Genomic DNA, 26,499 nt, shown 5'->3' on the forward strand with positions numbered 1-26,499 from the left:
GTGATGGCGGGCAAGAAAAATCCGAATCTCGGAGACAAGCTGCGGCAGGAGCGCGAGGGTGCGAAGAACACCCTTCGCAATTCCAGAAACAAAACCGCCGATAGCAGTACGGGAGACAGCAGCAAGAAAAAAGCGGAACACCGAAGGCAGATTCGTCACGAGGCCGATCTTGCTAAGATGGGCAGTAAGAAACTGAAATCAGAGCAGGAAGTAAAAGCGAAAAAGAATGCAGCAGCTTCCGGGAAAAAAGGCGGAAAGCCAAAGAAGCCGGGAAATCTTGCGGCAGATGCACTTTCAGCCAAGGCACATCAGAGCGTGCGCAATGCCGACCAGGATAATAATTCTGGTGTGGAGGCAGCGCATTTTACCGAAGGCTCAGCGGAAGGTGCAGCCCGTGCTGGTTACCGGTTCCAATATGGTCGAAAGCTGCGGCAGTACAAAAAGCTGGAGCGGTTGGAGAAAAAGGCAGATAAAGATGCCGTGGATTCCATCTTTGCGGAACGCATGAAGTCTGATCCGCAGGCTGGTTCCAATCTCTTTTCCCGATGGAGGCAGAAGCAGGCTATCAAAAAAGAGTATGCCGCTGCGAAGGCAGGTGCGGCTGCTGCGGAGAACACAGTAGCTGGCACAGCCAAAGCTGCGCAGGGTACTGCCAGCATGACGGAAAAGGCATTTCAGTTTGTGCAGAGCCACTCGCATATCATCATCGGCATTGCAGCCGTGGGACTGCTTGTTTTGGTGATTGCCGGGTCGGTATCGTCCTGCTCCGTCTTGATCAATGGCGGCGGCAATGTAGTGCTGGGAACTTCCTACACAGCGGAAGATGAAGATTTGAAAGGCGTGGAGACGGATTATACCAAGCTGGAAGATAAACTTCGCAAACAAATCGACCGTATTGAAACCGACCATCCGGGCTATGACGAGTATCGCTACAATCTGGCGGAAATCGGTCACAATCCCTATGAGCTTGCATCTCTGCTGACCGTAGAATTTGAAAACTATACGAGAAGCCAGGTGCAGGCTCGGCTCCAGAGTATTTTTGAAGCGCAGTATGAGTTGAAGCTGGTGGAAAAGGTGGAAATCCGGACAAGGAAAGAAACCCGTGTGGGTTATAGTTACAATCCGATCACCGGAACCGGACACACCTACACCTATCAGGTAACGGTACAGTATGAGTATAAAATCCTCAATGTGACGCTGCTCAATCGGGGCGTGGACTATGTTGCCAGAAATTCCGGCCTTACAGATGACCAGCTGCAACGCTACGAAGTCACATTGGATTGCCGTGGCAATCGGGATGACCTGTTTGCAGGCATCGCCTTTGCAACGCCGGATGGCGCGGGTTCCAGCGGAGAATATCAGGATTACGACATTCCGGGCGAAGCTCTGACGGATGAAAAATTCCGGAAGATGATTACCGAAGCAGAGAAATATCTCGGTTATCCCTATGTTTGGGGCGGCAGCTCGCCGAGTACCAGTTTTGACTGCTCCGGTTTTGTAAGCTGGGTCATCAACCACTGCGGCAATGGCTGGAATGTAGGCAGGCAGACGGCCAACGGTCTGATGGGAAAATGCGACATTATCCCGAAGAGTGAGGCAAAGCCCGGAGACCTGATCTTCTTCCAGAAAACCTACAACACCAGTGGCGCATCCCATGTGGGCATTTATGTCGGCAACGGGATGATGATTCACTGCGGCAACCCAATTTCCTATGCTTCCATTGAGACGAACTACTGGCGGCAGCATTACTACTGTATGGGAAGAATTCGATAAAAACAGGGCGTTTATTCGTCCGGAAAGGAAACGATATGAGCTTGAAACTGGAAAAGATTGCTGCGGAGCGGGAGAAAGCCCGCAGAAAACGCGATGAGTGGGAGGAGCGCAGAAAGGAATGGGACAGAAAGTACCACGAACAGGAAAACAGCGAAATCTGTGAAATGGTACATGCCCAGAGCCTGACCCCGGAACAGCTGGCAGTCATCATTCAGATGGCGCAGGCTGCGGTTCCCAACCCGGAAAACATGAAACTGGACGAGAAAGAAACGGAGGATATGGAATGAAAAAGATGATGGCAATGCTGCTTGCCAGCGTGATGGTGGCAGGAACCTTTGCGACTACTGCGTTTGCCTATACGGGCGATGATGTGCAGAAGAACACATCTGTCAGTACCGCTGCGCAGGAAGCGGATGCAGCAGGAAGCGCAAATGCAGGGAAAACGGACAATACCGACAGCATCGAAATCGACCCGGATATGCAGGTGCTGCCGGATGGCTATGAGGTTTCTACGGATGCGGATGGGAACCTGATCGTTACGGTGGGCGGCAAGGAATACAACATCGGCAGCGAAAAGTCTCGAAAGCAGATGGGTACAGTGGTGCCGGGTATCACCAGCCTGCATTTTCGTTCCGGTCCCGGCATGGATCAGGAGATTATCGGATATCTGCATTCAGGCGATACGGTGGAGATTGTCGAAAAATACGGTGACTGGTATAAGGTGAATTTCAACGGCAAAACCGGATATGCACATGGAAAGTACCTGAATGTCACGGATTCCGCAAATGACAGCAGCATGTTCAGTGAAGATGCTCTGAAGCTGTTTCTGGATCTGATGCAGGGCGGAATGTCATCCGAGGATGAGACGGAATCCAGTACAGCTTTGACTCCGGAAGGAAATATGACGCTGGTGGATGATATCGGTGAGGAAGAAGATAAATCCAGCCAGCAGTTCATTACGCTGGTGACAAAGGCGGGCAACACCTTCTATCTGATTATCGACCGCGATAAAGACGGCAACCAGAATGTGCATTTCCTGAACATGGTGGATGAGGCCGATCTGCTTGCACTGATGGATGAAGAGGAAGCCGCCAAGTATCAGGAGAAGGAGCCGGAAGTCACGGAACCTGCGGAAACCGAAAAGCCGCAGGAGACGGAGCCTGCACCGGAAGAGCAGAAAACAGAGAGCGAGCAGAAGAAAGCGTCTCCGCTTCCGATGATTATGCTGCTTCTGTTTGTGATTGGTGCAGCCGGTGTCGGCGGTTATCTCTATATCAAGATGAAGGGCGTAAAGCCTGCATCCAAGAAAAATCAACCGGACCCTGATGCGGATTATCACGATGAGGATGAAGACGCGCTCCAGCTGCCGGAGGATGACGGTGACGAGGACGAAGAAGTGGATGTAAACGAGGATTACGAAGCGGAATCGGATGATGAACCTGTCTAATTAAGACTGTGTTGACCTGAGGGGCGGCTGAGAAGCCGTCCCTTTTACATAGCTAAATGGTTTGTGAATGGAGTGTTTTGAGCAATGAAGCTATGGAAACTGTAGGTGATATCTGATAAAATAGAGAGAGAACAGTGATACAAATCGAAATTTAGAGGGAAAGAAAATCTAAAAACATCGAAAAAACAAGCATTTGCGGGCATGATACGAATCGTATCATGCATGTGAAAGAGCGTTTCTTTCATAGTTTTACACTTTTTGATAAGGTGGAGTTGTCGGAAAGACAAGCCAAAACAGAAAGGATGTAGAATTATGAAAAAGAGCGAAAAGAAGAATTTGCTGATTGGAAGCATATTCCTTGCAATGTTTGCAGTATGGACAGCTTTGATTCAGTCTGTGGATGTGCAGCCGCTTGGTCAAAACGGAACAAGTATTGGATTTGCAACATTCAATTGCTGGTTTCACCATTTCACAGGGGTAAACATGGCAATTTATACGATTACCGATTGGATGGGGCTGGTGCCTGTCGTAATATGCCTTATTTTCGCAGGGATTGGACTTGTACAGTTGATCAAAAGAAGAAGCCTTTTCAGGGTGGATGCAGATATCATGATTTTGGGTGTGTATTTTGTCATCGTGTTCTTGGCATATGCGATTTTTGAAATGATCCCAATCAATTACAGACCGATTTTAATCGAAGGAATTATGGAGGCTTCTTATCCGTCCTCAACTACCTTGTTGGTATTAAGTGTAATGCCTGTCTTGATCGAGCAAATCCAGCGTAGACTTTCTGGCATTGGGGTAAAACGAATCATAACGATTGCGGCAATCGCTTTTTCGGTATTCATGGTGACTGGGAGATTGATTTCCGGAGTACATTGGTTTACGGATATCGTAGGCGGTGTACTGCTAAGTGCCGGATTGTTTAAGCTTTATAAAGCGGCAGTTATGCTGGCATTAAAAGAAAAATAGAATTGGTATGGGAGGTGCAGGTTTTGGAATTTCATGAAAAGCTTCAGGAATTAAGAAAGAGTCGAGGTTTGACACAGGAAGAATTAGCCGAGGCATTATTTGTTTCCAGAACCGCTATTTCAAAATGGGAGTCCGGAAGAGGATACCCAAGCATAGATTCATTAAAGGAAATATCCAGCTATTTTTCTGTATCAATTGATGATTTGTTATCTGGAGAGCAATTGATTTTCATAGCAGAAAAAGAAAACAAATCAAATCTCAATGGCGTATGCGATTTGTTATTGGGGTTTGTTGACTTGTTTTCACTGATGCTGATATTTCTTCCGCTGTATCCCAAACCGGTCAATGGATATATCTATTCGGTAAATCTCTTAGGATATGTAGATGGAAATGCTTTCATAATCAGGATCTATTGGGCATTGTTTATCAGCTTGACGATTGCCGGAATCGTGAAAATACTGATGGTCTATTTCAAGTTTGAAAAGGGCAAAAAAGCGGTTACATTCATCTCTGTAGGACTCAGTATCATTGCTGTTTTGTTTTTGGCTATGGCGAGAGAGCCGTATGCGATAACAGTAACGTTCCTGTTATTGCTTATCAAAGGCATTCTGCTTTATAAGCAGGCTAAGGCAGGTCGATAAGATATTGTGCCCTGCAACTTCCAGTTTGTAGACCTAAAATAGAATACAGTTCCTTACATAGCAGTCATGTACTTCGGTGCCTGGCTGCTAATTTTTTTGCGAAAGGAGCAGTATCGAATGAAGCTTGTATTAGCGGAAAAGCCCTCGGTTGCCATGAGTCTCTCGAAGGTGATCGGGGCAAATCAGCGCGGAGACGGTTATATGGAGGGCAATGGCTACCTTGTCAGCTGGTGTGTGGGGCATCTGGTGGAACTTTCCCAGCCGGAAGCCTATGATGAAAAGTATGCCAAGTGGAAGTATGATGATCTTCCGATTTTGCCGGAACATTGGCAGTATCAGGTGTCCGCCAGCACGAAAAAGCAGTTCGGAATCCTGAAAAAGCTCATGCAGCGGAAAGATGTGGAGAGTCTGATCTGTGCAACCGATGCAGGGCGTGAGGGCGAACTGATTTTCCGACTGGTTTACCATCAGTGCGGCTGCAAAAAGCCGGTGGAACGGCTTTGGATTTCATCAATGGAGGACAGTGCTATCCGGGAAGGCTTTCAGAAGCTCAGACCGGGAACAGAATATGATGCCTTATATGAGGCGGCTTTATGCCGGGAGCGAGCCGACTGGATTGTCGGAATCAACGCCACCCGGCTTTTTTCATGTCTGTATGGGCAGACCCTGAATGTGGGGCGCGTGATGACACCAACGCTTGCGATGGTGGTTATGCGAGATGCAGCAATCCGGGCGTTCAAGCCGGAGCCGTTCTACTCGGCAGAATTAAAATTTCGGGATTTTCAAGCGGGCGGTGAGCGAATGAAAGAAAAAGCAGAAGCAGAAAAACTGGTGGCAGAGTGTTGCCAGGCAGGAAGTGCCATCATTACCAAGGTAGAGCAGAAAGAAAAATCAGAGAAGCCCCCGGCCTTGTTTGATCTGACATCGCTTCAGAGAGAAGCAAATCGGCAGCTGGGATTCACTGCCCAGCAGACCCTGGATTACACACAGGCTCTGTACGAGAAGAAACTCGTGACATATCCCCGTACCGACAGCCGGTATCTGACGGATGATATGGCACCGCTGGTGCCGGAACTTGTTTCTGTGATCCAGCAGAGCTTTCAGATTCAGGCGGATGTACCGGCACCGGTGAATGCAGCGCAGGTCATCAATTCTAAGAAAGTCACCGATCACCATGCCATTATCCCTACAAAAACAGCGGCGGGTTATGACATTTCCTCGCTTCCCAGTGGAGAACAAGCGATTCTTACTCTGCTGGCGGTGCGGCTGATTTGTGCGGTCGGAACACCCTGCCACTATGCAGAAACCATAGTGGAAGCGGAGTGCGCCGGTCAGAATTTCCGCACGAAAGGCAAAACAGTCACGGATATGGGCTGGAGGCGATATGCAGGAAAGCCGGTTGAAGATGCTGAGAAGAATGCGGAGGCGGGTGATCTTCCGGAGCTTTCGGAAGGCATGACACTGGAACTTGCCGGTGTCGATCTGAAAGAGGGCAAGACCAGCCCGCCTAAGAGATTTACCGAAGATCTTCTGCTTTCAGCGATGGAGAGTGCCAGCTCGGATGAATTTCCGGCCGGTGTAGAGCGAAAAGGCATCGGCACACCGGCTACACGCGCTGCCATCATCGAAAAACTGGTGCAGAAAGGCTTTATCGAGCGCAGGGGTGATAAGAAAACGAAATATCTTTGTTCTACGGACAAGGGAAATGCGCTGGTGACGGTGGTGCCGGAACAGATTCAGTCCCCATCCATGACGGCAGACTGGGAGGAAAAACTGCTGAAAATAGAACACGGCGAGTACGACAGCGATGCCTTTATGGGCGAAATCAGCAGCATGGTCAGCGGACTTGTTAAAACCTACGAGGCTGTAAAAGGTGCTGATGTGCTGATGCAGCCGGAACGGAAAGTCATTGGTTCCTGCCCGGCCTGCGGCAATGATGTCTGTGAAACGGCAAAGGGATGGTTTTGCAGGGATAAGGGCTGTAAATTTGCGCTCTGGAAGGAAAACAGGTTCTTTCAGACACTGGGAAAGCAGATGACAGAGGAACTGGCAAGCCAACTGGTAAATCAGGGGAAAGCACGACTTACCCATTGCTATTCCAGGAAGTCCAATCGTTACTATGACACAACCGTTTATGTAGAGACTGGCGAGGACGGTGCAGCAGCATTTAAGCTGGAGTTTGGAGGTAAAAAATGAGCATGAAAATGATGAATGCAGCTTATCTGGTGGATAATGTCGCTCTGCTTTCCTTGCAGGAAAAGCAGGACGGCGTGGAATTCCACTGCTTTGATATGAACAGTAAGGTGCAGACCGCCGAAGGACGTATTGGCTGGGATGTGTTGGATAAACAGCCGTTTTCTACGCTGGAAGAAAGCGCGAGGATGGCGGCACTCCAGAAGATTCCCCAGCTTGACGGTCTTGCCGTTGCGCCGGTAGCCCCGGAGATGCTGGAGCAGATGCGAGGCGGCAGAAAGGTTCTTTGGCAGATGAAAAAGGCTGATCCTGAGCTGGAGAATGCTAAAAATATCCGGTTTATCACCAGCAACTACGAGGATCGGTTCAAAATCCCGGATGGCAGTGCGGTGGAGGTCGAGTATCCGAATCGAAAATTCTCAGCCCGCTGCGAATATATGGACGAATATCATCTGCGCCTTGGGTATGATGTTCTGCACATCTGTCAGCTGGCAGAAATGCTGGAACGCGGCGGTGGCACATGCCGCCCGGAGCCATTGATTACAGAAGAACACAGCGCATGGGATTTGGGAAGCAAGGGCTTTCTTGCCATTCAGACCTGTGAGGACGGTTACGACTATACCTTATATCATAAGGACTTCACGGAAATTGACGGCGGACAGATCGACAACCCGGAAATCAGCATGAATGCAGCCAGAGACCAGATTCTTTCGGATTATGGGTTCGGTGGACGCACCATGACGCGGATTGACTATGATGAACTTTGTGATCGAGCAGAGGATGCAGAAATCAGTAGACGGGAATCTGTGCTGGGTAAACTCTCGGATCTGTCTTCCAGAACGGATACACCAGCGAAAGCTGCCAAGGCGAAGGAGGCGGAGAGATGAAATATAAGCTTACGAAGGCAGAGCAGGAAACCGTCATCAATTTTGACAATGAACTGGATACTGCCAGTATTTACACCCATGACAGCCGCCTGATTAAGAAGCTTCGGAAACTGCGAAAACAGTATCCGGAGCAGTTTGTTTTGGAGCATCGGGAGCAAGGGTCAGTCACTTATACGATTCCGAAACGCTGTGTTGGTATCCGACCGCCTTATAGTGAAAAACGACGGGAACAGCAGCGACAGGAAGCAAAGGAAAACGGCCTGCCGTTTATGGAGAAGGGAGAAATGAACGATGGCAAGAATTGAAAAATGGGATGAAGTGCATGGAAATCAGGCACCGGACGAAAGAATGATGGCATTTCTCGACAGCGCTACCGACCAGTATGCGATTTTGCAGCTTCGCCGCAGCGAGAATACGGTATATGAACGCTTTTCGTCTATGCGCGAACTGGAACGGATGGGGCTGGAACCGGATATTGACCATTATGAGGTGGTGTATACGGCTCCGCTTCTTCCATACAAGGATCAGAATACGATGTTGGAGGAACTGTATGCGAAATTCAATGTTTCCCGCCCTGATGATTTTACTGGGCATAGTCTTTCTGTGTCTGACATCGTGGCTTTACGGCAGAATGGTGTTGTAAGCTGTCACTATGTGGATTCCATCGGTTTCCAGGAACTGCCCGGATTTTTGAAACCGGAGAATTACCTGAAAGCCGCAGAAATGGCGATGGAGGACGATTACGGCATGATTGACGGCGTGATCAATAACGGAAAGAAGGAAGAACCGGCAGAGAAAGCATCGGTTCTGGATCAGCTGAAGGAAAAGCAGGAGGCGGTGCCGCCTGCGCCGCCTCGCAGGTGCTGCGAAGAAAAGGAGTTATAAATGCGTTTTACGGATGACGAATGGATGCTCATGATGCTTTACAGCCCTGGCACACGGACAGGGCTGATTGCAGAGCTTCAGACGATGCAAAAAAGTCTGACGGGCAGAGACAGAAACCTGCGCAGGTGGACGGCCTCGCTGCTTGCGAAACTGGCAGAGATGACAGATGCAGAATATGAGGCACTGGATTTGTATCCGGACGAATAAGAGAGAGGAGGAAAATAGACAGATGATGACGAAAACGGCTTATTATATGCAGATGGCACAGGAAGCTGCGGCACAGATCACTGGCAGCAAAGAACAGTGGACAGCGTTTCTGACCACATCCGCAAGGCTTTATAAGTATCCTTTTGCGGAGCAGCTGATGATCTATAAGCAGAGGCCGGAAGCAACGGCCTGTGCGGAGTACGATCTCTGGAATGATCGGATGAACCGCTATGTGAAACGTGGTTCCAAGGGCATTGCTCTTTTGGATATGCGTGGCGAGCAGCCGAAACTGCGGTATGTATTTGATGTGGCAGATACCGGAGAACGGAAGAATTCACGTCCGGTACAGCTCTGGAAAATGAATGCGGAGCATGAGCAGCCGATCATTCGAGCAATGGATGCAGCGTTTGATGTGCCTGCCGGTGCCGGATCTCTGGAAAATCACATTATGGAAGCGGCGGAACGCCTTGCAAGGGATTACTGGGAGGAAAACCACAGGCAGATCAGTGACATCGTTGCAGATTCCTATCTGGAAGGGTATGATGAACTCAACATCGGAGCTTCCTTTAAGAGAGCTGCCGCTGTCAGCATCGCATATTCCGTCTTTACCCGGACGGTGGGCAATGCAGATGACTATTTTGAGCACGAGGATTTTCTGGATATCTTTGATTTTAATACGCAGGCTGCCGCCAATGTGCTGGGAACTGCGGTCAGCGAAATGTCCAGCCAGATCTTCCGGGAAATTGAACGCACGATCCGAACCTATGAAAGAGATAAGCAGGCAGAAAGGAGCCAAAACTATGATGGAGCTGAATTACACGAAGAACGGCGATTACCTGATTCCGGACATCCAGTTGTCGGTGCAGGAACAGAAGCCGCTGGGCAAGTACGGGAGGATGCGCAGAGCGTTCCTGCAGGAGAACAACACGCTGCTGTACAATCACCTGATCCTAACCGAGAAGCTGTATCCGCACCTTTGGGAGATTCAGGAGACCGCGACCGCACGGATGGAGCAGATGATGGCGGAACTTCTGAAAGCGAATCCGGCACCGGACAAGAAATCGAACCAGATGGCCTGGGTGCAGCACATGAACATGCTGAAAGCGCAGGCAGAGGAAGTCATTCTGACGGAACTTATCAACAGCTAAATTTTATGAGCCTGTTTCAGTCCGAAGCAGAGCAGATTCAGAAAATTGATGCGGCGGCAGAAAATGCAGCCAGAGAAGCGGAGAGCGAAAAGCCCTCCGCTTTTGTCATTTCTGAGGATGAAATCGACCGGATGCTGCGGACAGGCTCCAATTTTGAGGGCGGAAAAATCCGTATTTATGCGCTGTATCAGCAGCAAGGGGACGCAAAAGAACGAGCTGCATTTCTGAAAGCGGAATATGGTATCGGTGGTCACAGCTATACCTTTATGGATGGCAGTCGCGGTTTTGCGGATTATGACGGGAAAGGCATTCTGCTTCGCAATTATGGTCATGACCGGGAAGTACGCCTCACATGGTCGGCGGTGGATAAGCGGTTAGACCGGCTTGTGGAAAATGGTCAGTACCTGACTGCTCTGGAAATGGAAGAGTATCGAAAGCTGGAGCAGGAATACGGCGCGCCGCTTCCTATGCCGACTGCTGCCCATGTCTTTCCTCCAACGCCACCGGAACACTACGATACTGGAAATGAGCATGTGGACAACATGCTGAATACGGCTGCGGATGTCTATGCCCGGAGTGAACTGGCGGCACCCCAGCGTTTTACCGTGATGGAGACAGACGATGGCTATGCGGTCTGGGATGATATTCAGGACGGCATTCATGTAGAGCCGGATGGTGTCAGCGAGGAGTTTACCAGCGAATGGGAGGCAGAGACCTACCGTCAGCAACTGATTAAAAAAGTCCAGGAACGGGAGGCCAAAGACTGGCTCTATGTTGAGCAGAGTAAACAGAATTTGCAGCAGGACATTCCATTCCCGGATGTGGAATCCGAAGAAGCACCGGAAGCGGTTCACGCAGAGGCAGATCCTCTGGTGCTGGAAATGCAGGAACACGCCAGAGAACTTGCCAGAGAGTCAGGCTATGCACCGAATGAACGATTTGTGGTCACGATGACCGGCGAGAATTTCCCGGATTCTAAGGATGCGTTTGCCATCTGGGATTATGTTAAAGAAGAGTATTACGGATATTCGGACGGAAAAGTGCAGACATTTGCCGATTATGTGAGTGCGTCAGAGGCGTTGCAGGAGATTCGCGGCAGGAATATGGAGGCTGAAAAAGAGCCTGCGACTGTGCAGCCAGAACCGGCAGCTCCGGTGCAGCCGGATTATCGTGTCGGTGATACGCTGTATCTGGACGGAAAGGCATTTACGATTGAAAAAGTCGGGCTTTTCGACGTGGAGCTTCGGGACCCGGATTCCGTGTATCCGATCTTCCGCTCGGAAAGCAAGGAGAATCTGGCAAGACTTTTGGGGCATGAGGAAAATGTTCACCTGCACAATCTGGTGGTTGATCTGAATCCTGGCAGAGAAAAGCAAAGTGAAGAACAGCACTTGACTATCCAGGAGACAGAACCGGAGAGCACTCATGCAGAAAACTACCGCATCAACAGCTTTCATCTCGGTGAAGGCAGCCCAAAGCAGAAATTCCGTGCCAACATGGATGCCATCTACACGCTGAAAGCCTTAGAAAATCAGCATAGGGATGCGACACCGGAGGAACAGGAAACGCTGGCCAATTATGTCGGCTGGGGTGGGCTGGCAGATGCCTTTGACGCAGAGAAAACTGCCTGGACAGGCGAATATAAGGAGCTGAAAGCAGCTCTTACGGAAGAAGAATATGCCGCAGCCAGGGCTTCGACTCTGAATGCGCATTACACCAGCCCTACCGTGATCCGTGCAATCTATGAGGCATTGGACGGTATGGGATTTGAGAAAGGCAATATTCTGGAACCTTCGATGGGTGTCGGCAACTTCTTCGGTATGCTGCCGGATTCCATGCTGGGAAGCAGACTGTATGGTGTGGAACTGGATTCCATCACCGGGCGCATTGCGCAGAAATTGTATCCGCAGGCAGAAATCAAGGTGGCAGGCTTTGAAACCACCGACCGGCGCGACTTCTATGATCTGGCCGTGGGCAATGTGCCCTTTGGCAACTACCGTGTCAGCGATAAGCCCTATGATAAACTCGGATTTTCTATCCACAACTATTTCTTTGCCAAGGCATTGGATCAGGTTCGTCCCGGTGGCATCGTGGCCTTTGTTACCAGCCGCTACACGATGGATTCCAAGAATCCGGACGCGCGAAAGTATCTGGCGCAACGGGCAGAACTGCTGGGGGCTATTCGACTTCCTAACAACGCATTCCGTGCCAATGCCGGTACAGATGTAGTGTCGGATATCATTTTTCTGCAAAAGAGAGACCATCCCATTGATATCGAACCGGATTGGGTGCATCTGGGGCTGACATCGGAGGGTATTACCCTCAACAGCTATTTTGTTGACCACCCGGAAATGGTGCTGGGTGAGATTACAACGGAAAGTACCCAGTACGGCAAGGAAGAATGTACGGTCATTCCGATTCCGGATGAGGATCTGGGAGACCAGCTGCATGAGGCTGTGCAGCATATCGGCGGTCACTATGAAGCGCAGGAGCTGGCACCGGAGGAAGAACTGTCCTTGCAGGGCGAAACCATTCCGGCAGACCCCAATGTAAAGAACTTCTCCTATGCGGTGGTGGATGGGGATGTCTACTTCCGTGAGAACAGCATCATGCGAAAGGCTGACCTTTCTGCGACAGCCACCGGCAGGATCAAGGGCATGGTGGAGCTTCGTACCATTGTGCAGGAACTGATCGACTATCAGCTGAACGATTATCCGGAGGACGCGATTGCCCAGAAACAGCGGGAACTGAATGTAGCCTATGACCGATTCGCCGATCAGTATGGGCTTATCAACTCCCGTGCAAATGCGCAGGCTTTTTCAGAAGATTCGTCTTATTATCTGCTCTGCTCTCTGGAAAATGTAGATGAAAACGGCAGGCTGGAATCCAAGGCGGATATGTTCACCAAACGGACGATTCGACCGGAACGGGCTGTTACCAGCGTAGATACTCCGGCAGAGGCTCTGGCAATCTCCATCGGAGAGCGCGGCAAAGTGGATTTGCCCTATATGTCGGAGCTTTTAGGTACACCGGGAGAATATGAAAAAATCCGGCAGGAACTGCATGGTGTCATTTTCAAAGACCCGATGACGCAGGGCGGCGAGGAAAACGGATGGGTGACGGCTGATGAATATCTGTCCGGCAATGTCCGTGAAAAGCTCCGTGTGGCAGAACTGGCTGCGGCTTCGGACTCTGCCTTTGCAGTGAACACGGAATATTTGAGAAAGGCGCAGCCGAAAGACCTGGATGCGTCGGAGATTGATGTGCGCCTTGGTGCCACATGGGTCAATCGGGATTATATCCAGCAGTTTATGGAAGAAACCTTTGAACCGCCGTTTTACCTGCGCCGAAACATTGAAGTGAAATTCTCTCCCATGACGGCAGAATGGCAGATCACTGGCAAGAGTACACCGAGCCGGAATGATGTTCATGCCTATATGACCTACGGCACCAGCCGTGCCAATGCCTACCGGATTCTGGAGGATACGCTGAATCTGCGGGATATCCGTATCTACGATACCGTGGAGGATGCAGACGGCAAGCAGAAGCGCGTTCTGAATAAAAAGGAGACCACCCTCGCCCAGCAGAAACAGCAGGCCATTAAGGATGCGTTCCAGAACTGGGTGTGGAAAGACCCTTATCGCCGTGCGGAACTGGTGGAAAAGTATAACGAGCTGTTCAACAGTACCCGTCCCCGTGAATACGATGGTTCTCATATCCGCTTTGGCGGCATGAATCCGGAAATCCGGCTGCGGGAACACCAGCAGAATGCCATTGCTCATGTGCTGTACGGCGGCAATACGCTGCTGGCTCACGAGGTAGGTGCCGGTAAGACCTTTGAGATGGCCGCTTCTGCTATGGAGGCAAAGAGGTTGGGACTGTGCCAGAAATCCATGTTCGTTGTTCCGAATCATTTGACCCTTCAGTGGGCAAACGAGTTCCTGCGCCTGTATCCGAGTGCAAAATTGCTGGTGGCAAGCAAAAAGGACTTTGAGACTGCCCGAAGAAAAAAGTTCTGCGCACGAATTGCCACTGGCGATTATGATGCGGTCATCATCGGGCATTCTCAGTTTGAGAAAATCCCGGTGTCCGCAGAACGGCAGGAGCGGATTTTGACTGCCCAGATTGATGAAATCGAAAATGCCATTGCTGAGATGAAATCCCAGAATGGCGAACGTTTCTCCATCAAACAGATGGAAAAAACCCGGAAAGGATTGGAGGCGAGATTGGAGAAACTCCGGGCAACCGACCGAAAGGACGATGTGATTACCTTTGAGCAGCTGGGCGTAGACCGGTTGTTTGTAGACGAGGCACACGCGTTTAAGAACCGTGCGAAACGTTGTGCATAAGCCCTTGTTGACAGCAAGGACGAAAAGCACCATGTGATTGCACTTAGCAATAAGAAAATATCACAGAGAACTTTAATCTCGAAATCAGAGGTGAAATTCCTCTGCCGTACAGAACCAATGTCAAGGAAGAAGTTCCTAAGAACAAGTCAAAGTTTGAGACAGTACGAGAGCTAATACTCCACTGTGCGTTGCCACCTGTAAGTGTGCATTGTACAGAGCGTGGTGAAGGCGTAACCTGAAAACCTAAACCTCTGCAAAGAGGCATGGATAATAATGGTGCGGGCTTCCGAAACCTATGGCTATCCGTTAGGGAAAGCTATGCAGCATCGTAAGAGCGAACGGCATCCGAAAGGGTGACCCTTGGAAAAAGTGTGTGTGGCTGGTTTTTCTGCACACACCCTGTGGGATGAAATCCCCATCAGGAATCATGCAGCAACTGTGGTTCAAAGCATGGTTAGATTTTCCCGGTGTAAGGTAGCGGCCTAAGGGTTTCAGAACAGGGATAGAGATTAAGGAACGTTTGAGAGCCTGTTGTTGGAGCGTTACAGCGCAGTGAAAGCAACAGGAAGTCAGCCGTATCATAGTAGTCTGGGCTGGGTAATGCCAGTCATACGGAATTGAAATATTCCATGGCGAAGGATACGAGTCAAATCGATTTGTAAATTTCACAAAACGAAAATCCTATAACTCCCTGAAAGATGGGTGACGAACTGCGAGGTGAAAACCTTGTGCATTTGAACGTCAGATTTTCAACGGAAACGGAACTTAAAAAGATTCAGGACTTTCTCTATGAGAAGTCCGGTCAAGGAGTATCGTTCACCGGTCTGGTGGAAGCGATGGTAAATGAAGTGACCATTGTAACCGCCGTCCACAATATCAAGTCCAACAAAGGCAGCAAAACTGCTGGCGTGGATAAGATAAAAATGGACAAATACCTTCAAATGCCAAAAGATGAGCTTATTTTATTGATTCAATCGAGTTTTCGCAACTACCGCCCCAAACCAGCCCGCCGTGAATATATCGAAAAGAGTAACGGAAAGAAAAGACCGCTGGGCATCCCTACCGTATTGGACAGGATCATACAGGAGTGTGTGCGCATCATTATCGAGCCGATCTGTGAAGCGAGATTTTATCCGCAAAGCTACGGCTTTCGCCCCTATCGGGCACAGAAACATGCAATCCGGGGTATCATCAATGTCATAAATGCTGGATGCAAATCGCCTGACCAACCCGTGTGGGCAGTTGAGGGCGACATCAAGGGATGCTTCGACAATATCAATCACCGCCTGCTGATGCAAAAGCTCTGGAGAATCGGTATCCATGACAAACGTGTGCTGAAACTTATCAGCCAGATGCTGAAAGCTGGATATATGGAAAATGACCTATTTCATGCAACAGAGCTTGGTACACCGCAGGGTGGAATCCTTTCACCGCTTTTATCCAATGTCTATCTGAATGATTTTGATTGGTATGTTGGTCGTATGTATATGGAACCGCACAGACAGTGCAAGCACAAATGCAACGATACGAGGCGACTAAAATGGGCTGGCGTAACACCAAAGTACAATTATCGCTACGCCGATGATTGGGTGATTCTAACATCAACGGAGAAGGAAGCACTCCGTTTGAAACGTGTCTTGACAAAATATTTTCGGAACAGAATGAAACTTGAACTGTCGCAGGAAAAGACCTATGTAACAGACCTGCGGACAAACGGTATACACTTTCTTGGCTTTGTGGTAAAGGCCGAACGAAAACGGAAAACTCCTGACCCGGCAACATGGACAAACCATTTGGTTGGAAAGCCGCTGCCGGATATGGAGCGGCTAGGAAAGAAGATTAAGAAACTGCTCGAAGAAGTGCACCGCATAGAACTTTGTCAAAAAGTTAATGTGCAGGCTGCGCAAATTCAGTACGTTAACTCTGTCATTATGGGTATGGCACAGTACTTGCAGACATCTATCTGTGCTCATGCCTACCATGCGATAGACCGCAGAGTAAACAATGCGGCACTGGCCGTATGGAAAAAGCTGTACCCCAAACGGTACAACTCCATGCAGGTGCCGCTGAAGGTGCTCTGCAATCTTCCTGACCGACACAAAGGCTACGAGAGCAAGACATTTGCTGTATGGGTCGAAGGAAATTGGTTTGGTATAACTTATGCGTTCATCACGCATAGTCACTATGAATCCAAGCCATTTGACCAGAAAATGACACCGTACACAGCGGAAGGGCGTAGGCGATATGTAAGTTACCGTACTAAGCACAAGCCGCTTCCGTGTGACCGTCCATCCGTTAACTCCCCAAGCGATATTGCGATATCAGCGTACGCAAAGGGAAGGATGAATTTTGAGTATTATATGAACCGGGAGTATGCTTACAGCAGGGACAAAGGAAAATGTAAATGCTGTGGAAATGCCTTCTCACCCATGCTTCAAAAGCATTGTCACCACGTTAAAAACAAGCTTCCACTTGATAGAATCAATAAAGTACCGAATCTGGTTTGGCTGTGTGAACCATGCCACCGCATGGTTCACAACAGTCCAATACCGCCTGAGCTTGATGCAAAGACGGTAGGCAAAATCATGAAATACCGCGAAAAACTTAAACTGTGAAATTTACAACCACTCTGTGTCCGTGAGAACACAGCAGTGTTGAAATCTGAAGGAAGAAAGTAAATCGATTTGATGGTACGCCGGGTGCGCTGAAAGGTGCACGCCCGGCGTGAGGTGGGGGAAAACTTGGAGATTACTTCAAAAAGTTACCTATCACAACAAAGCAGACTACTCTGCGGACTGCTTCGCAGCCGCAGGGGTGCTGCACATTGTTTCTCTACACAAAAATGCGCAATGTCGCAGGCTTGTCCACTTCGGAAGCGCAGAAATCTTCGGATATGTTTATGAAGTGCCAGTATATGGACGAGCTGACAGGTGGGCGCGGCATCATCTTTGCGACCGGAACCCCGGTCAGCAACAGCATGACGGAGCTTTATACCATGATGCGGTATCTCCAGTATGGCACGTTACAGCAAAAAGGGCTGACCCATTTCGACAGCTGGGCTTCTACCTTTGGTGAGACCACCACGGCCATTGAGCTGGCACCGGAAGGAACCGGATACCGGGCAAGAACAAGATTTGCAAAGTTCTTCAACCTGCCGGAGCTGATGAATATGTTCAAGGAAGTGGCAGATATCAAGACTTCCGATCAGCTGCATCTGCCGGTGCCGGAGGCAAAGTTTGAAACCGTGGTAGTGCAGCCCTCGGAGCATCAGCAGGCGATGGTGGCGGAGCTTTCGGAACGGGCGGCGGCTGTGCATTCCGGTGTGGTAGACCCATCGGTCGATAATATGCTGAAAGTCACATCGGATGGCAGAAAGCTGGGGCTGGATCAGCGGCTGATGAATCCGCTTCTTCCGGATGACCCCAACAGCAAGCTCAACGCCTGTGTGCGGAATGTGCTTCGGATTTATGAGGAAGGACAGTCGGATAAGCTGACCCAGTTACTGTTCTGCGACCTCAGCACGCCGAAGAACGATGGAACCTTCAATGTCTATGAGGATATCCGCGCCAAACTCATCCAGTCCGGCGTACCGGAGGAAGAAATCGCATTTATCCATGATGCGGATACCGAGGCAAAAAAGAAAGATTTGTTTGCCAAAGTCCGTACCGGACAGGTGCGGGTGTTGTTAGGTTCGACACAGAAGATGGGCGCAGGCACGAACGTGCAGGACAGACTGGTGGCCGTGCATCATTTGGATGTGGGTTGGCGGCCTGCGGACATGACCCAGCGAAATGGTCGTATCATCCGTCAGGGCAACCGCAACAAAGAAGTGCAGGTTTATCAGTATGTGACGGAAGGAACCTTTGATGCCTACCTCTATCAGACACTGGAGAATAAGCAGAAGTTTATCAGCCAGATCATGACCAGCAAATCTCCGGTTCGTTCCTGTGATGATGTGGATGAGCAGGCACTTTCCTATGCGGAGATCAAGGCACTTTGTGCAGGAGACCCGCAAATCAAGGAAAAAATGGACTTGGATGTAGATGTTGCAAGACTGAAGGTGCTGAAAGCAGATCATCAGAGCCAGCAGTACCGATTGGAGGATAAGCTGATGAAATATTTCCCTGCGGAGATTGAGAAAACACAGGGGTTCATCAAGGGCTTTCAGTCGGATATCCGGACGGTGGCGGCACATCCGCTGCCGGAAGAGGGTTTCTGCGGCATGGAGGTGAAGAGCACACGCTTTATTGAAAAAGCCGAGGCCGGTGAAGCAATCCTTGCGGTCTGTAAAGCCAATCAGAGTCTGGAGCCGGTACCGCTTGGCAGTTATCGAGGTTTCAAGATGGAACTGGCATTTGACAGCTTCCAGAAAGAGTATCAGGTACTGCTGAAAGGCGAGATGACCCACCGGGTACCCATCGGAACCAGTGCTGCGGGTAATATCCAGCGTCTGGACAATGCTCTTGCTGGGATTCCTGCAAGATTGGAAAAGGCAGAACAGCAGTTGGACAGTCTTAGGAGCCAGCAGGAAGCTGCGCAGGCCGAGCTTGGAAAACCGTTTCCCCAGGAGGCAGAACTGGCAGAGAAGAGTGCAAGACTGGCAGAATTGGACGCACTGCTGAATATGGATGACCGTGGAAATGATGATCCTGACCGTGAGAATACAACAGAAAAGCCGTCTGTCCTGGCAGAGCTGCGTGATCGTGCTGGTCGCATTCCGCCGATGACACATCGGGATGAGGAGGTGGCACTATGAGTGTTCGGGAACACTGGATCAATGTCCGGGTGAACCCGGAAGAGCTGGCGAGGATTCGTGAAAAGCAGAAGGAATTGGGTATTCGGAATACCGGTGCCTATATGAGAAAGATGGCGATGGACGGGTACTGCGTAAATCTTGATTTGTCGGATGTGGCGCAGGTATCCATCCTTCTTCGCCGATGCAGCAACAACCTGAATCAGTACGCAAAACGCGCCAATGAATCTGGAAGCATCTATGCGGAGGATATCCGGGATTTGCAGAGACGGCTGGATGAACTCTGGGAGATGCAGAAGCTGATCCTGAAGAGGCTTTCTGGTATTCGCTGACGGCGCAAATGTGCGGGATTTCTACAGCACATGGCACAGATGAAACTGTCTGTGCCGTTACATATTTCTTGGTCTACCTGTTGACATCGTGGTGTTTGGCAAGCAGGTACGATAAAATGAAGATGAAAAGAAAAACGAAGGGGTGAAATCCATGAAGATCGTATGTTTTTTGTTGAAGCTGGTGCTGAAAATCCTGTTGCTGCCGGTTGCGTTTCTGCTGCGATTTCTATGCTTTATCTGGAATCTGCTGATGCAGCTATCCCTGTGGGTGCTTTCACCGGTTATGCTGTTCGTTCTTGGCTGCGGCATCTATTCGGTGGTTCGGGCGAGCTGGACGGATGTGTTCCTGCTGACCCTGATTGAGATGGGACTGTTCGCAGCTGCGGTTGGTGCGGGCGGCATCATGGAACTGATGGAGCGGCTATGTGAGCGTGTAGAGGATGTTTTGACAATTTGAGTTCAGGAGGGATTTGATGGATATTCAGTTTATGAAAGATTATTATGATTTACGATACGAGGAAACAGATGGAGAGAATCATTTTGTGAATGAGACTGCTTATCAGGAAAAACAGTCTGAGCAATCGAAGATGGAAGACCAGCTGATGGAAATGGTGGGCGGCAGCGAATCTAATGTGTGGAAGCTGTACGAAAGCATTATGTGCGTCTATTTCGATATGGAAGAGATCATCAAGCAGGCCGTTTATTTGCAGGGAGCTTATGATCGGGAACGGATGTTAAAATGAGAATAGTGAATTGGTAAGAGCTGCCTTCGGGTAGCTCTTTTTAGATGGAGGAATATGAAAAATGGCGGCTACAAGACTAATTGCGCTGCATATCAATAAAGGAAAGACGGTAGCGCAGTGTCTGGCTGACCGTACTGATTATTCTGAGAATGCAGCAAAGACGGAAGATGGAAAATATATCAGCGCGTATGCCTGTGACGCAAAGACCTGTGATGAAGAATTTCTGCTTTCTAAACGGCAGTATGAGCATATCACCGGTAGAACCCAGGCGCATGATGTGATTGCATATCAGATTCGGCAATCCTTTAAGCCCGGAGAAATCACGCCGGAGGAGGCGAACAAGGTTGGGTATGAGACAGCCATGCGATTCACCAAGGGAAAACACGCATTTATCGTGGCTACCCATGTTGATCGTGCGCACATTCATAACCACATTATTTTTAATTCGACTACATTAGACTGCACCAGAAAATTCCGAGATTTTCGCTTGTCAGGACTTGCACTGGCAAGGCTCAGTGATATCGTCTGCCTGGAACATCGGCTGTCGGTCATTATCCGGAAGCCCTATGGGGAGCGGCAGAAGAGAACGGAATACCCGGAGAGAAAATCGCAGCGTGATGAAATCTGCGAGGCCATTGATACGGTATTGGAAAGAAAACCAAAAGACTTCCGGGAACTGATTGGTATTTTGCAGGAAGTAGGGTACGAGTATAAAGATGGAAAACAGCCTGCACTGCGGGGAAAAGGCCACGCCAGATTTGCTCGTTTCCGCTCTCTTGGTAAAGGATATTCGGTTGAAGAACTATGCGAAGTGATTGCTGGAAATGCGGTTCATAAAAGCAAATTTGTAGAGAAAACTCGCACAAGCGCACGGTCGGCGCAGGTGCATCAGAAGGCGGAGCTGTCGTTCCTTATAGATGTCCGTGCCAAAATGCAGGCAGGCAAAGGCGCGGGATATGCACGCTGGGCAAAAGTCTTTAATCTGAAGCAGATGGCGAAAGCTATGATGTTCATGGAAGAGCATGGAATCAAGAGCTATGCAGAGCTGAAAGAAAAAGCAGATGGGATTTCTGAAGAATGCGATGCGTTGCTGGAATCTGTAAAGGCAGATGAGGCACGGATGTCGGAAGTGTCAGTGCTGCGGAAGCATCTAATCAATTATGCCAAGACAAAAGATGTTTTTGCCGCATATAAAGCATCCGGCTACAATCGGGAGTTCTATGAAGCCCATCGGGATACGCTGGCCTTACGCAGCGCAGCGAAAAAGGCGTTTGATGGTTATAAGAAAGAGAATGGCTCTGACAAAAAGCTCCCGCGCATCAGCGAGCTGAACGCAGAGTATGCGATGCTTCTGGAACGAAAGAAAAGCTCCTATGCAGAGTATCGCAAGACCAAATCGGAAATGCAGGATTGGCTTGTGGCACAGAAGATTGTGCAGGAAATCCTGAAAGAGGACGAACAGAAAAAAGAGCAACTGCATGAGCAGGAAGTGCGGCAGGAAGAAGAAAATAAGGAGAATAGTAGATGATGGAATGTCCGGTGCAGTGTGGGCGTAATGCTCATGCTGCACCGGGCTTTTTTTCTTTGGCAGGAACTGCCGTTAAAGCATCCGGAACGGATGCGCAGCTCGATGCCGCAGGCAGCGTTCTATGGGGATTGGGGAGTTTCCCCAACAAGCAGAAAATCGCTTTCGTGTCACGAAAGCCCTGCTTGCCGATGTGGAGCAGTACGAGGATTTTTTCGCCGCCCTTGAAAAAGCGTCCCCCGTCCCGATTGCATTTGAGCAGATCACAAACGGCGCAAATGGGTATTTCAGTTTGACCGACAAGCGTATTGCAATCAAAGAGGGCGTGAGTGAATTACAGGCGGTAAAGACCGCCATTCACGAAATCGCCCATGCGAAGCTGCACGACGTAGACTTAAACGCCCCGCCGGAGCAGCAAAACCGCGTTGACCGCCATACCTGCGAGGTAGAAGCGGAAAGCGTCGCTTATACGGTTTGCCAGCATTTCGGCCTTGATACTTCCGATTACTCTTTCGGCTATGTGGCTGGTTGGAGCAGCGGCAAGGAAATGACCGAGTTAAAAGCGTCCCTTGAAACAATACAGACCACCGCAAAGGAACTCATTACCGAGATTGAGGGGCATTTTACCGAGTTGCAGCAGCAGCGGCAAGCCGAGCAGGAGCAGGGCGATACCTTTTCCATTTATCAGTTAAAGCGCGGGGACGAAACAAGGGACTTGCGCTTTGAGCCTTATGACCGTCTGCAAGCGGCTGGACTTACCATTGACCGGGTAAATTATGAACTCGTCTATACTGCACCGCTTACAAAGGATATGACGCTGGGCGACATTTGGGAAAGGTTTAATATCGACCACCCCGCCGACTTTAAGGGGCATAGCCTTTCCGTTTCCGACATTGTTGTGCTTCATCAGAACGACGAGGACACCGCCCACTATGTAGACAGTATCGGTTTTCAGCAAGTGCCGGAGTTTTTGCAGGAGCAGCAGACCCCCGTATTTGACAAGCTGCCGCCCGAACAGCAGCAAGCCTTGTCCGACACCGTACAAGACACTTTGCAAATGCTGGTTGACGCAGACAAGCGGATTTATGGCGACGTTACGGGCAAGACCCTTGAAGCAATCGCGGCGCAAGGATATTCCTACAAGGACGGGCAGCTTGAAAAGCAGCAGCCGGAAGCGACCCCCGACAGCCTTTTGACGGGTGAAACCGTTAGAACGCCGAGGGGCAATTTTCATATTACCGATATGAGCCGTGAACAGATCGAAGCGGCGGGATTTGGTTTTCACCATGCGTCGGAGGACGGGAAGTATCTCATTATGGGGAATGGCACACAGGCTTATGCCATAGCCGCCGAGCAGCCGCAGCGGGATAATCCCTTAAAGCACGTCGAGGACACCATAGAGCAGAACGACAACAATTTTGACGGGCTTATCAACAATACGCCGCAAACGCCCACCGTTGCAGATTTTGAGCAGCGGGCAAAGGCGGGGGAAGCGATTTCCGTTACCGACCTTGCAAAAGCGGTAAAAGCCGAGAAACGGGAACAGCCGCAGAAAAAACCGTCCATTTTGAAGAAGCTGGACGAATACAAGAAACAGGCGGCGCAGCAGCCGAAAGATAAACAGAAAGAGCATAAAAAGGATTTGGAGGTTTGATAGCATGAATACCCGCTTTACCATTGAGGAAGAAAACATTGTTGCGATCTACGCCGAGGACAGCCGGGAAACAACGCTTGAAAATATCCTTGCCGCCATGCCCTACATGGACGAGGATATGCGCCAGCTTGCCGCCGCAGCGGTGAACAAGCTGCAAGCCATGACGGACAGCGAGTTTTCCGAAAGGGAGTTTATCTTGACCGACGAGGAATAGCCCATAGAGAACAGGGGCGCGGTTGCCGATTTCCGGCACCGCGCCCCTGTTCTTTTTTTGTCCTTGCGTGGACAATTAGAAAGCCGTTTTTGCGGGTTTGAATATACTTTATCGTCTATGTCGTTTTCATGCGCTGGAAGCCGCAGAAACACAGGCGTTTTCAGCCCTTAACATTCCACTTGCCACCCCATGTTTTGCGCCTTATCGCTCCTGCTCCCGCGCCCTGCTTTGGGACGGGTAAAGAATACTATCGACGTTCTTTTTGACAACGCCGTATTCCTGCATTTGCTTCTTGGCTTGCCGATAATCTTCATACAATTTGGTTTTCCTGTCGTTTAAGCTTCTATACTCCTTGCGCAGCGCGGCGAGATCGGGCAGCTTCTTTATCTGCATTTCCTTTAATGCCCTTGCCGCAGCTTCAAACAGGATAATTTCGCTTTCATGCCCCCGCAGATACTTTTCCTTGTCCGGCGATTTTCGGTATTCATCGTAAATCGGTTTTAACTGTCGGTATGTGGTGGTGTGCTTGATAAGCAGCGACAAATCAGACATACGCTGTTCCACTTCCTTAACCGCCTTTGCCGCCGCGTCATGAGCGGTCATAATATCGGCTATCTTGCTTTCAAGTTCGCTATAATACTCAATCTTGTTTTCGGTTAGGAAGTTCATGCTTTTAGCAGCCTGTTTCAGATTATGGATTTTTGCCCACCGTTCATAGCCCGCCGACTGTTGGGCTTTGATACTGTTTTCAAGATCGACGACAAGCCGGATTTTCTTATCTTCCCGCAGCGTTTTTGTTTTGGCAACATACACGCCCTTGATACGCTCCTTTATCGCTTCTTCCGTATAGGCCGCGCCGAGCGTCTTTGTGCGGGTAAACCGTTCCTGTCCGGCAGCGCGAAAGGAAATGTATTTGCCCTGTTTGATTTCATACCCCATTTCCTGCAAGCGGCGCAGCAGTTCGTCAAAATCTTTCACTTGGGGAATGAGAGTATCTATCGCCGTTTTCAGCTTTGCTTTGTAGCTTGTCCCTTGCTTTTCGGCGGTGTATTCTGCATAGCTTTTTTCCTTGTCCTGTCCCGGTACGACGACGGATAGCCCATGCTCTTTACATATCCTGTCGCTGGTGCGCCGGATAAAGTGATAGCTTTGCTTGTTGGAATGGTACTTTTTGTAGTCAACGAAGCTAACCGCGTTGAAAATCAAGTGATTATGCAGATGGTCTTTATCGACGTGAGTTGTCAAAACAAACTCATACTTGCCGCCTAATACCGCCCCGGCAAGTTCCATGCCGATTTTGTGCGCTTCTTCCGGTGTGGTTTCTCCCACCGCAAAGGATTGTATCAAGTGCCGCCCTAAATGTGTGCCGCGATCTCCGGCAGCTTCCCGCGTCCATGCAAACTCAATATCGGCGGTTTCCAGCCCGCAGCCGAAAGAGGACGCAAGCAGCTTCCCGTCTGTCTTTTCGGGATTTAAGATATAGTCTATCGCAGCCTTTAAGGTTGATTTAATAGGGTGCGTCTTTGTAACCGCCATATCTCGTCCACCGCCTTTTTAATGTCCTCTATATCCTGCCTGTAAACCGTCCCCGTCGCATTGGCGCGTTTTGCAATTTGGTTGATGTTCCGGCTCACCGCTTGCAGTTCCCGGATATATGCTTTTGTGTCGCTTCGGTCAACGACAAGAATATACCCGTCTATCGCCATTTTACGGAAGTATGCCCCATACTGCTTTATGGGAAGCTGCTTCATCTTCTCGTCGATCAGCCGCTTTTCTTCTTCCGTAACGTAAAACTTCATCTGTATATTTCTCTTTCGGTTTTCCATTTCCGCACCGCCTTTCGGTATAAGGGTTTGGGATTATCCCAACAAGCATTTTCCGCAAACGGGTACTCGTTTGCTGTGCTTGCTATCTACTCCATACCCCCACCGAAAGGCGGTATTTGTTGCGCGTTCCTTTGATTTTGGACGCAAAAAAAGATTGCAGCCGCCATGCGCTGCAATCTCCCGATTTCTCATATTGTGAGGTTAATCCTCTGCTTTTTCGACTTCCGTTATCTCCCTTGCTGTTGCGGTTACAATCCGTATGCCTTTATCGCTCATACCGTCCAGCAGCGCGTCAAGCTGCCGCCGCCCGGTGGATTTCTCCGCATTGCTGTTCGGGAAGAAAAATTGATCTACCGAAATATGATACCGGGTTACAAGGTCATAGAATACCTGTAAACTCGGCTGTTGTCCCTTGTTCTCGATATTCGCAAGGTAGCGCGGGGAAATATATAACTCGTCGCTTACCTTTTTGCGGCTCTCGCCGTATTCATTTCTCGCGGCTTTTATAGCTGCCCCGAAAGCCTTAAAGTCGTACAATGGTACGGGTCTTTTTGCCATTTTCATTCACCCTGTTACATTTTACAGTTCACCTTTCTTTTTGATATGTCCACACAATTCATATCATTAGGTTAAATACTTCCTGTTGTGTATTGACAGTAGACTGATTTTCTGATAAAATAAAATTTATGTAAAAGGAGGCGGCGTTTATGTTGCATAGCATGCGTATTAGATAAGCATTGAAAAAAAGGATTTTCCCATTTTCAACATGGGCTTTTTTGTCATGCTTATTTTGCGGATGCTATACAAAAAACTAACGACGTATAGATATAGTATAGACATAGTGCAAGCTATGCCTTAGTTTTGTTGTACTGCTCTGTGCATTATAAATGCAGGTCAATGCTCATGTTGAGGATTGACCTGCATTTTTTTGTGTAAAAAGGACGAGTGAA

At 49.4% G+C, this 26,499-nt stretch carries 21 protein-coding genes and 2 pseudogenes; 20 read left to right on the plus strand and 3 right to left on the minus strand.

Translation table 11 applies throughout. From position 1 onward, the window contains the following. The first annotated feature begins 3 nt into the window (after positions 1–3). The 20 genes and pseudogenes from DWX00_RS02955 (at position 4) to DWX00_RS03050 (ending at position 23,723) form a co-directional block, all read left to right on the plus strand. Complete coding sequence (locus DWX00_RS02955; RefSeq protein WP_117963958.1) at positions 4–1,773, plus strand: CD1108 family mobile element protein; 1,770 nt, start codon at positions 4–6, stop codon at positions 1,771–1,773. Positions 1,774–1,808: 35 nt separating this feature from the next. After that, positions 1,809–2,060, plus strand: coding sequence for a DUF4315 family protein (locus DWX00_RS02960; RefSeq protein ID WP_117963957.1), 252 nt, complete (start codon positions 1,809–1,811; stop codon positions 2,058–2,060). Further along, entirely contained in the window at positions 2,057–3,220 is a 1,164-nt protein-coding gene (locus tag DWX00_RS02965) for a CD1107 family mobile element protein (protein WP_117963956.1), read from the plus strand. Before DWX00_RS02960 ends, DWX00_RS02965 begins: the two co-directional genes overlap by 4 nt. Positions 3,221–3,532: 312 nt before the next feature. Continuing rightward, positions 3,533–4,192 (plus strand): phosphatase PAP2 family protein, encoded by a 660-nt coding sequence (locus tag DWX00_RS02970; RefSeq protein ID WP_173745128.1) that lies wholly within the window; start codon positions 3,533–3,535, stop codon positions 4,190–4,192. A gap of 23 nt (positions 4,193–4,215) precedes the next feature. Further along, positions 4,216–4,833, plus strand: coding sequence for a helix-turn-helix domain-containing protein (locus tag DWX00_RS02975; protein WP_117963955.1), 618 nt, complete (start codon positions 4,216–4,218; stop codon positions 4,831–4,833). Between the two features lie 117 nt (positions 4,834–4,950). Beyond that, on the plus strand, positions 4,951–7,029 hold the full coding sequence (locus tag DWX00_RS02980; RefSeq protein ID WP_117963954.1) for a DNA topoisomerase 3: 2,079 nt from the start codon (positions 4,951–4,953) through the stop codon (positions 7,027–7,029). Beyond that, positions 7,026–7,913: an LPD16 domain-containing protein gene (locus tag DWX00_RS02985; protein ID WP_117963953.1), complete on the plus strand. Its 888-nt coding sequence runs from the start codon at positions 7,026–7,028 to the stop codon at positions 7,911–7,913. The genes DWX00_RS02980 and DWX00_RS02985 overlap by 4 nt, the downstream gene beginning before the upstream one ends. Further along, the gene (locus tag DWX00_RS02990; RefSeq protein ID WP_117963952.1) at positions 7,910–8,218 is read left to right on the plus strand and encodes an immunoglobulin; all 309 of its coding nucleotides are present in this window, start codon (positions 7,910–7,912) and stop codon (positions 8,216–8,218) included. The genes DWX00_RS02985 and DWX00_RS02990 overlap by 4 nt, the downstream gene beginning before the upstream one ends. Next, positions 8,205–8,798, plus strand: coding sequence for a YodL domain-containing protein (locus DWX00_RS02995; protein WP_117963951.1), 594 nt, complete (start codon positions 8,205–8,207; stop codon positions 8,796–8,798). The genes DWX00_RS02990 and DWX00_RS02995 overlap by 14 nt, the downstream gene beginning before the upstream one ends. Continuing rightward, the gene (locus tag DWX00_RS03000; RefSeq protein WP_097783070.1) at positions 8,799–9,005 is read left to right on the plus strand and encodes a transposon-transfer assisting family protein; all 207 of its coding nucleotides are present in this window, start codon (positions 8,799–8,801) and stop codon (positions 9,003–9,005) included. Positions 9,006–9,808: 803 nt separating this feature from the next. Beyond that, positions 9,809–10,153, plus strand: a complete 345-nt coding sequence (locus DWX00_RS19975; protein ID WP_227970575.1) for a TnpV protein — start codon at positions 9,809–9,811, stop codon at positions 10,151–10,153. Positions 10,154–11,502: 1,349 nt separating this feature from the next. Next, a pseudogene (locus tag DWX00_RS20505) lies at positions 11,503–14,481 on the plus strand (DEAD/DEAH box helicase family protein); the annotation flags it as partial. A gap of 749 nt (positions 14,482–15,230) precedes the next feature. Then, positions 15,231–17,117 (plus strand): group II intron reverse transcriptase/maturase, encoded by a 1,887-nt coding sequence (gene ltrA / locus DWX00_RS03010; RefSeq protein ID WP_118594703.1) that lies wholly within the window; start codon positions 15,231–15,233, stop codon positions 17,115–17,117. A 284-nt stretch (positions 17,118–17,401) separates the two neighbouring features. Continuing rightward, positions 17,402–19,258 (plus strand): helicase-related protein, encoded by a 1,857-nt coding sequence (locus DWX00_RS03015; RefSeq protein WP_243037933.1) that lies wholly within the window; start codon positions 17,402–17,404, stop codon positions 19,256–19,258. Then, positions 19,255–19,587 (plus strand): plasmid mobilization protein, encoded by a 333-nt coding sequence (locus DWX00_RS03020; RefSeq protein WP_117963949.1) that lies wholly within the window; start codon positions 19,255–19,257, stop codon positions 19,585–19,587. Before DWX00_RS03015 ends, DWX00_RS03020 begins: the two co-directional genes overlap by 4 nt. 151 nt (positions 19,588–19,738) lie before the next feature. Next, positions 19,739–20,044 carry a hypothetical protein gene (locus DWX00_RS03025; RefSeq protein ID WP_117963948.1) on the plus strand — a complete coding sequence of 102 codons (306 nt, stop codon included), beginning with the start codon at positions 19,739–19,741 and terminating at the stop codon, positions 20,042–20,044. A gap of 16 nt (positions 20,045–20,060) precedes the next feature. Further along, positions 20,061–20,330 carry a protein BART-1 gene (locus tag DWX00_RS03030; protein ID WP_117963947.1) on the plus strand — a complete coding sequence of 90 codons (270 nt, stop codon included), beginning with the start codon at positions 20,061–20,063 and terminating at the stop codon, positions 20,328–20,330. 61 nt (positions 20,331–20,391) lie between these two features. Further along, positions 20,392–21,858, plus strand: a complete 1,467-nt coding sequence (locus DWX00_RS03035) for a relaxase/mobilization nuclease domain-containing protein (RefSeq protein ID WP_117963946.1) — start codon at positions 20,392–20,394, stop codon at positions 21,856–21,858. A gap of 178 nt (positions 21,859–22,036) precedes the next feature. Further along, a pseudogene (locus DWX00_RS03045) lies at positions 22,037–23,509 on the plus strand (YodL domain-containing protein); the annotation flags it as partial. Positions 23,510–23,513: 4 nt separating this feature from the next. Then, on the plus strand, positions 23,514–23,723 hold the full coding sequence (locus DWX00_RS03050; protein WP_002584960.1) for a transposon-transfer assisting family protein: 210 nt from the start codon (positions 23,514–23,516) through the stop codon (positions 23,721–23,723). A gap of 201 nt (positions 23,724–23,924) precedes the next feature. On the opposite strand, the gene DWX00_RS03055 is transcribed toward DWX00_RS03050, so the two are convergent. From DWX00_RS03055 to DWX00_RS03065, 3 genes are all read right to left on the minus strand, one after another. Beyond that, positions 23,925–25,259, minus strand: coding sequence for a relaxase/mobilization nuclease domain-containing protein (locus tag DWX00_RS03055; RefSeq protein ID WP_118594636.1), 1,335 nt, complete (start codon positions 25,257–25,259; stop codon positions 23,925–23,927). Continuing rightward, positions 25,220–25,549: a plasmid mobilization protein gene (locus tag DWX00_RS03060; RefSeq protein ID WP_002584958.1), complete on the minus strand. Its 330-nt coding sequence runs from the start codon at positions 25,547–25,549 to the stop codon at positions 25,220–25,222. The genes DWX00_RS03055 and DWX00_RS03060 overlap by 40 nt, the downstream gene beginning before the upstream one ends. A 201-nt stretch (positions 25,550–25,750) precedes the next feature. Continuing rightward, positions 25,751–26,107 (minus strand): helix-turn-helix transcriptional regulator, encoded by a 357-nt coding sequence (locus DWX00_RS03065; protein ID WP_002584957.1) that lies wholly within the window; start codon positions 26,105–26,107, stop codon positions 25,751–25,753. Positions 26,108–26,499 lie beyond the last annotated feature (392 nt).

The organism is Blautia sp. AF17-9LB, assembly GCF_003479185.1.
Classification (GTDB): Bacteria; Bacillota; Clostridia; order Lachnospirales; family Lachnospiraceae; genus Fusicatenibacter; species Fusicatenibacter saccharivorans.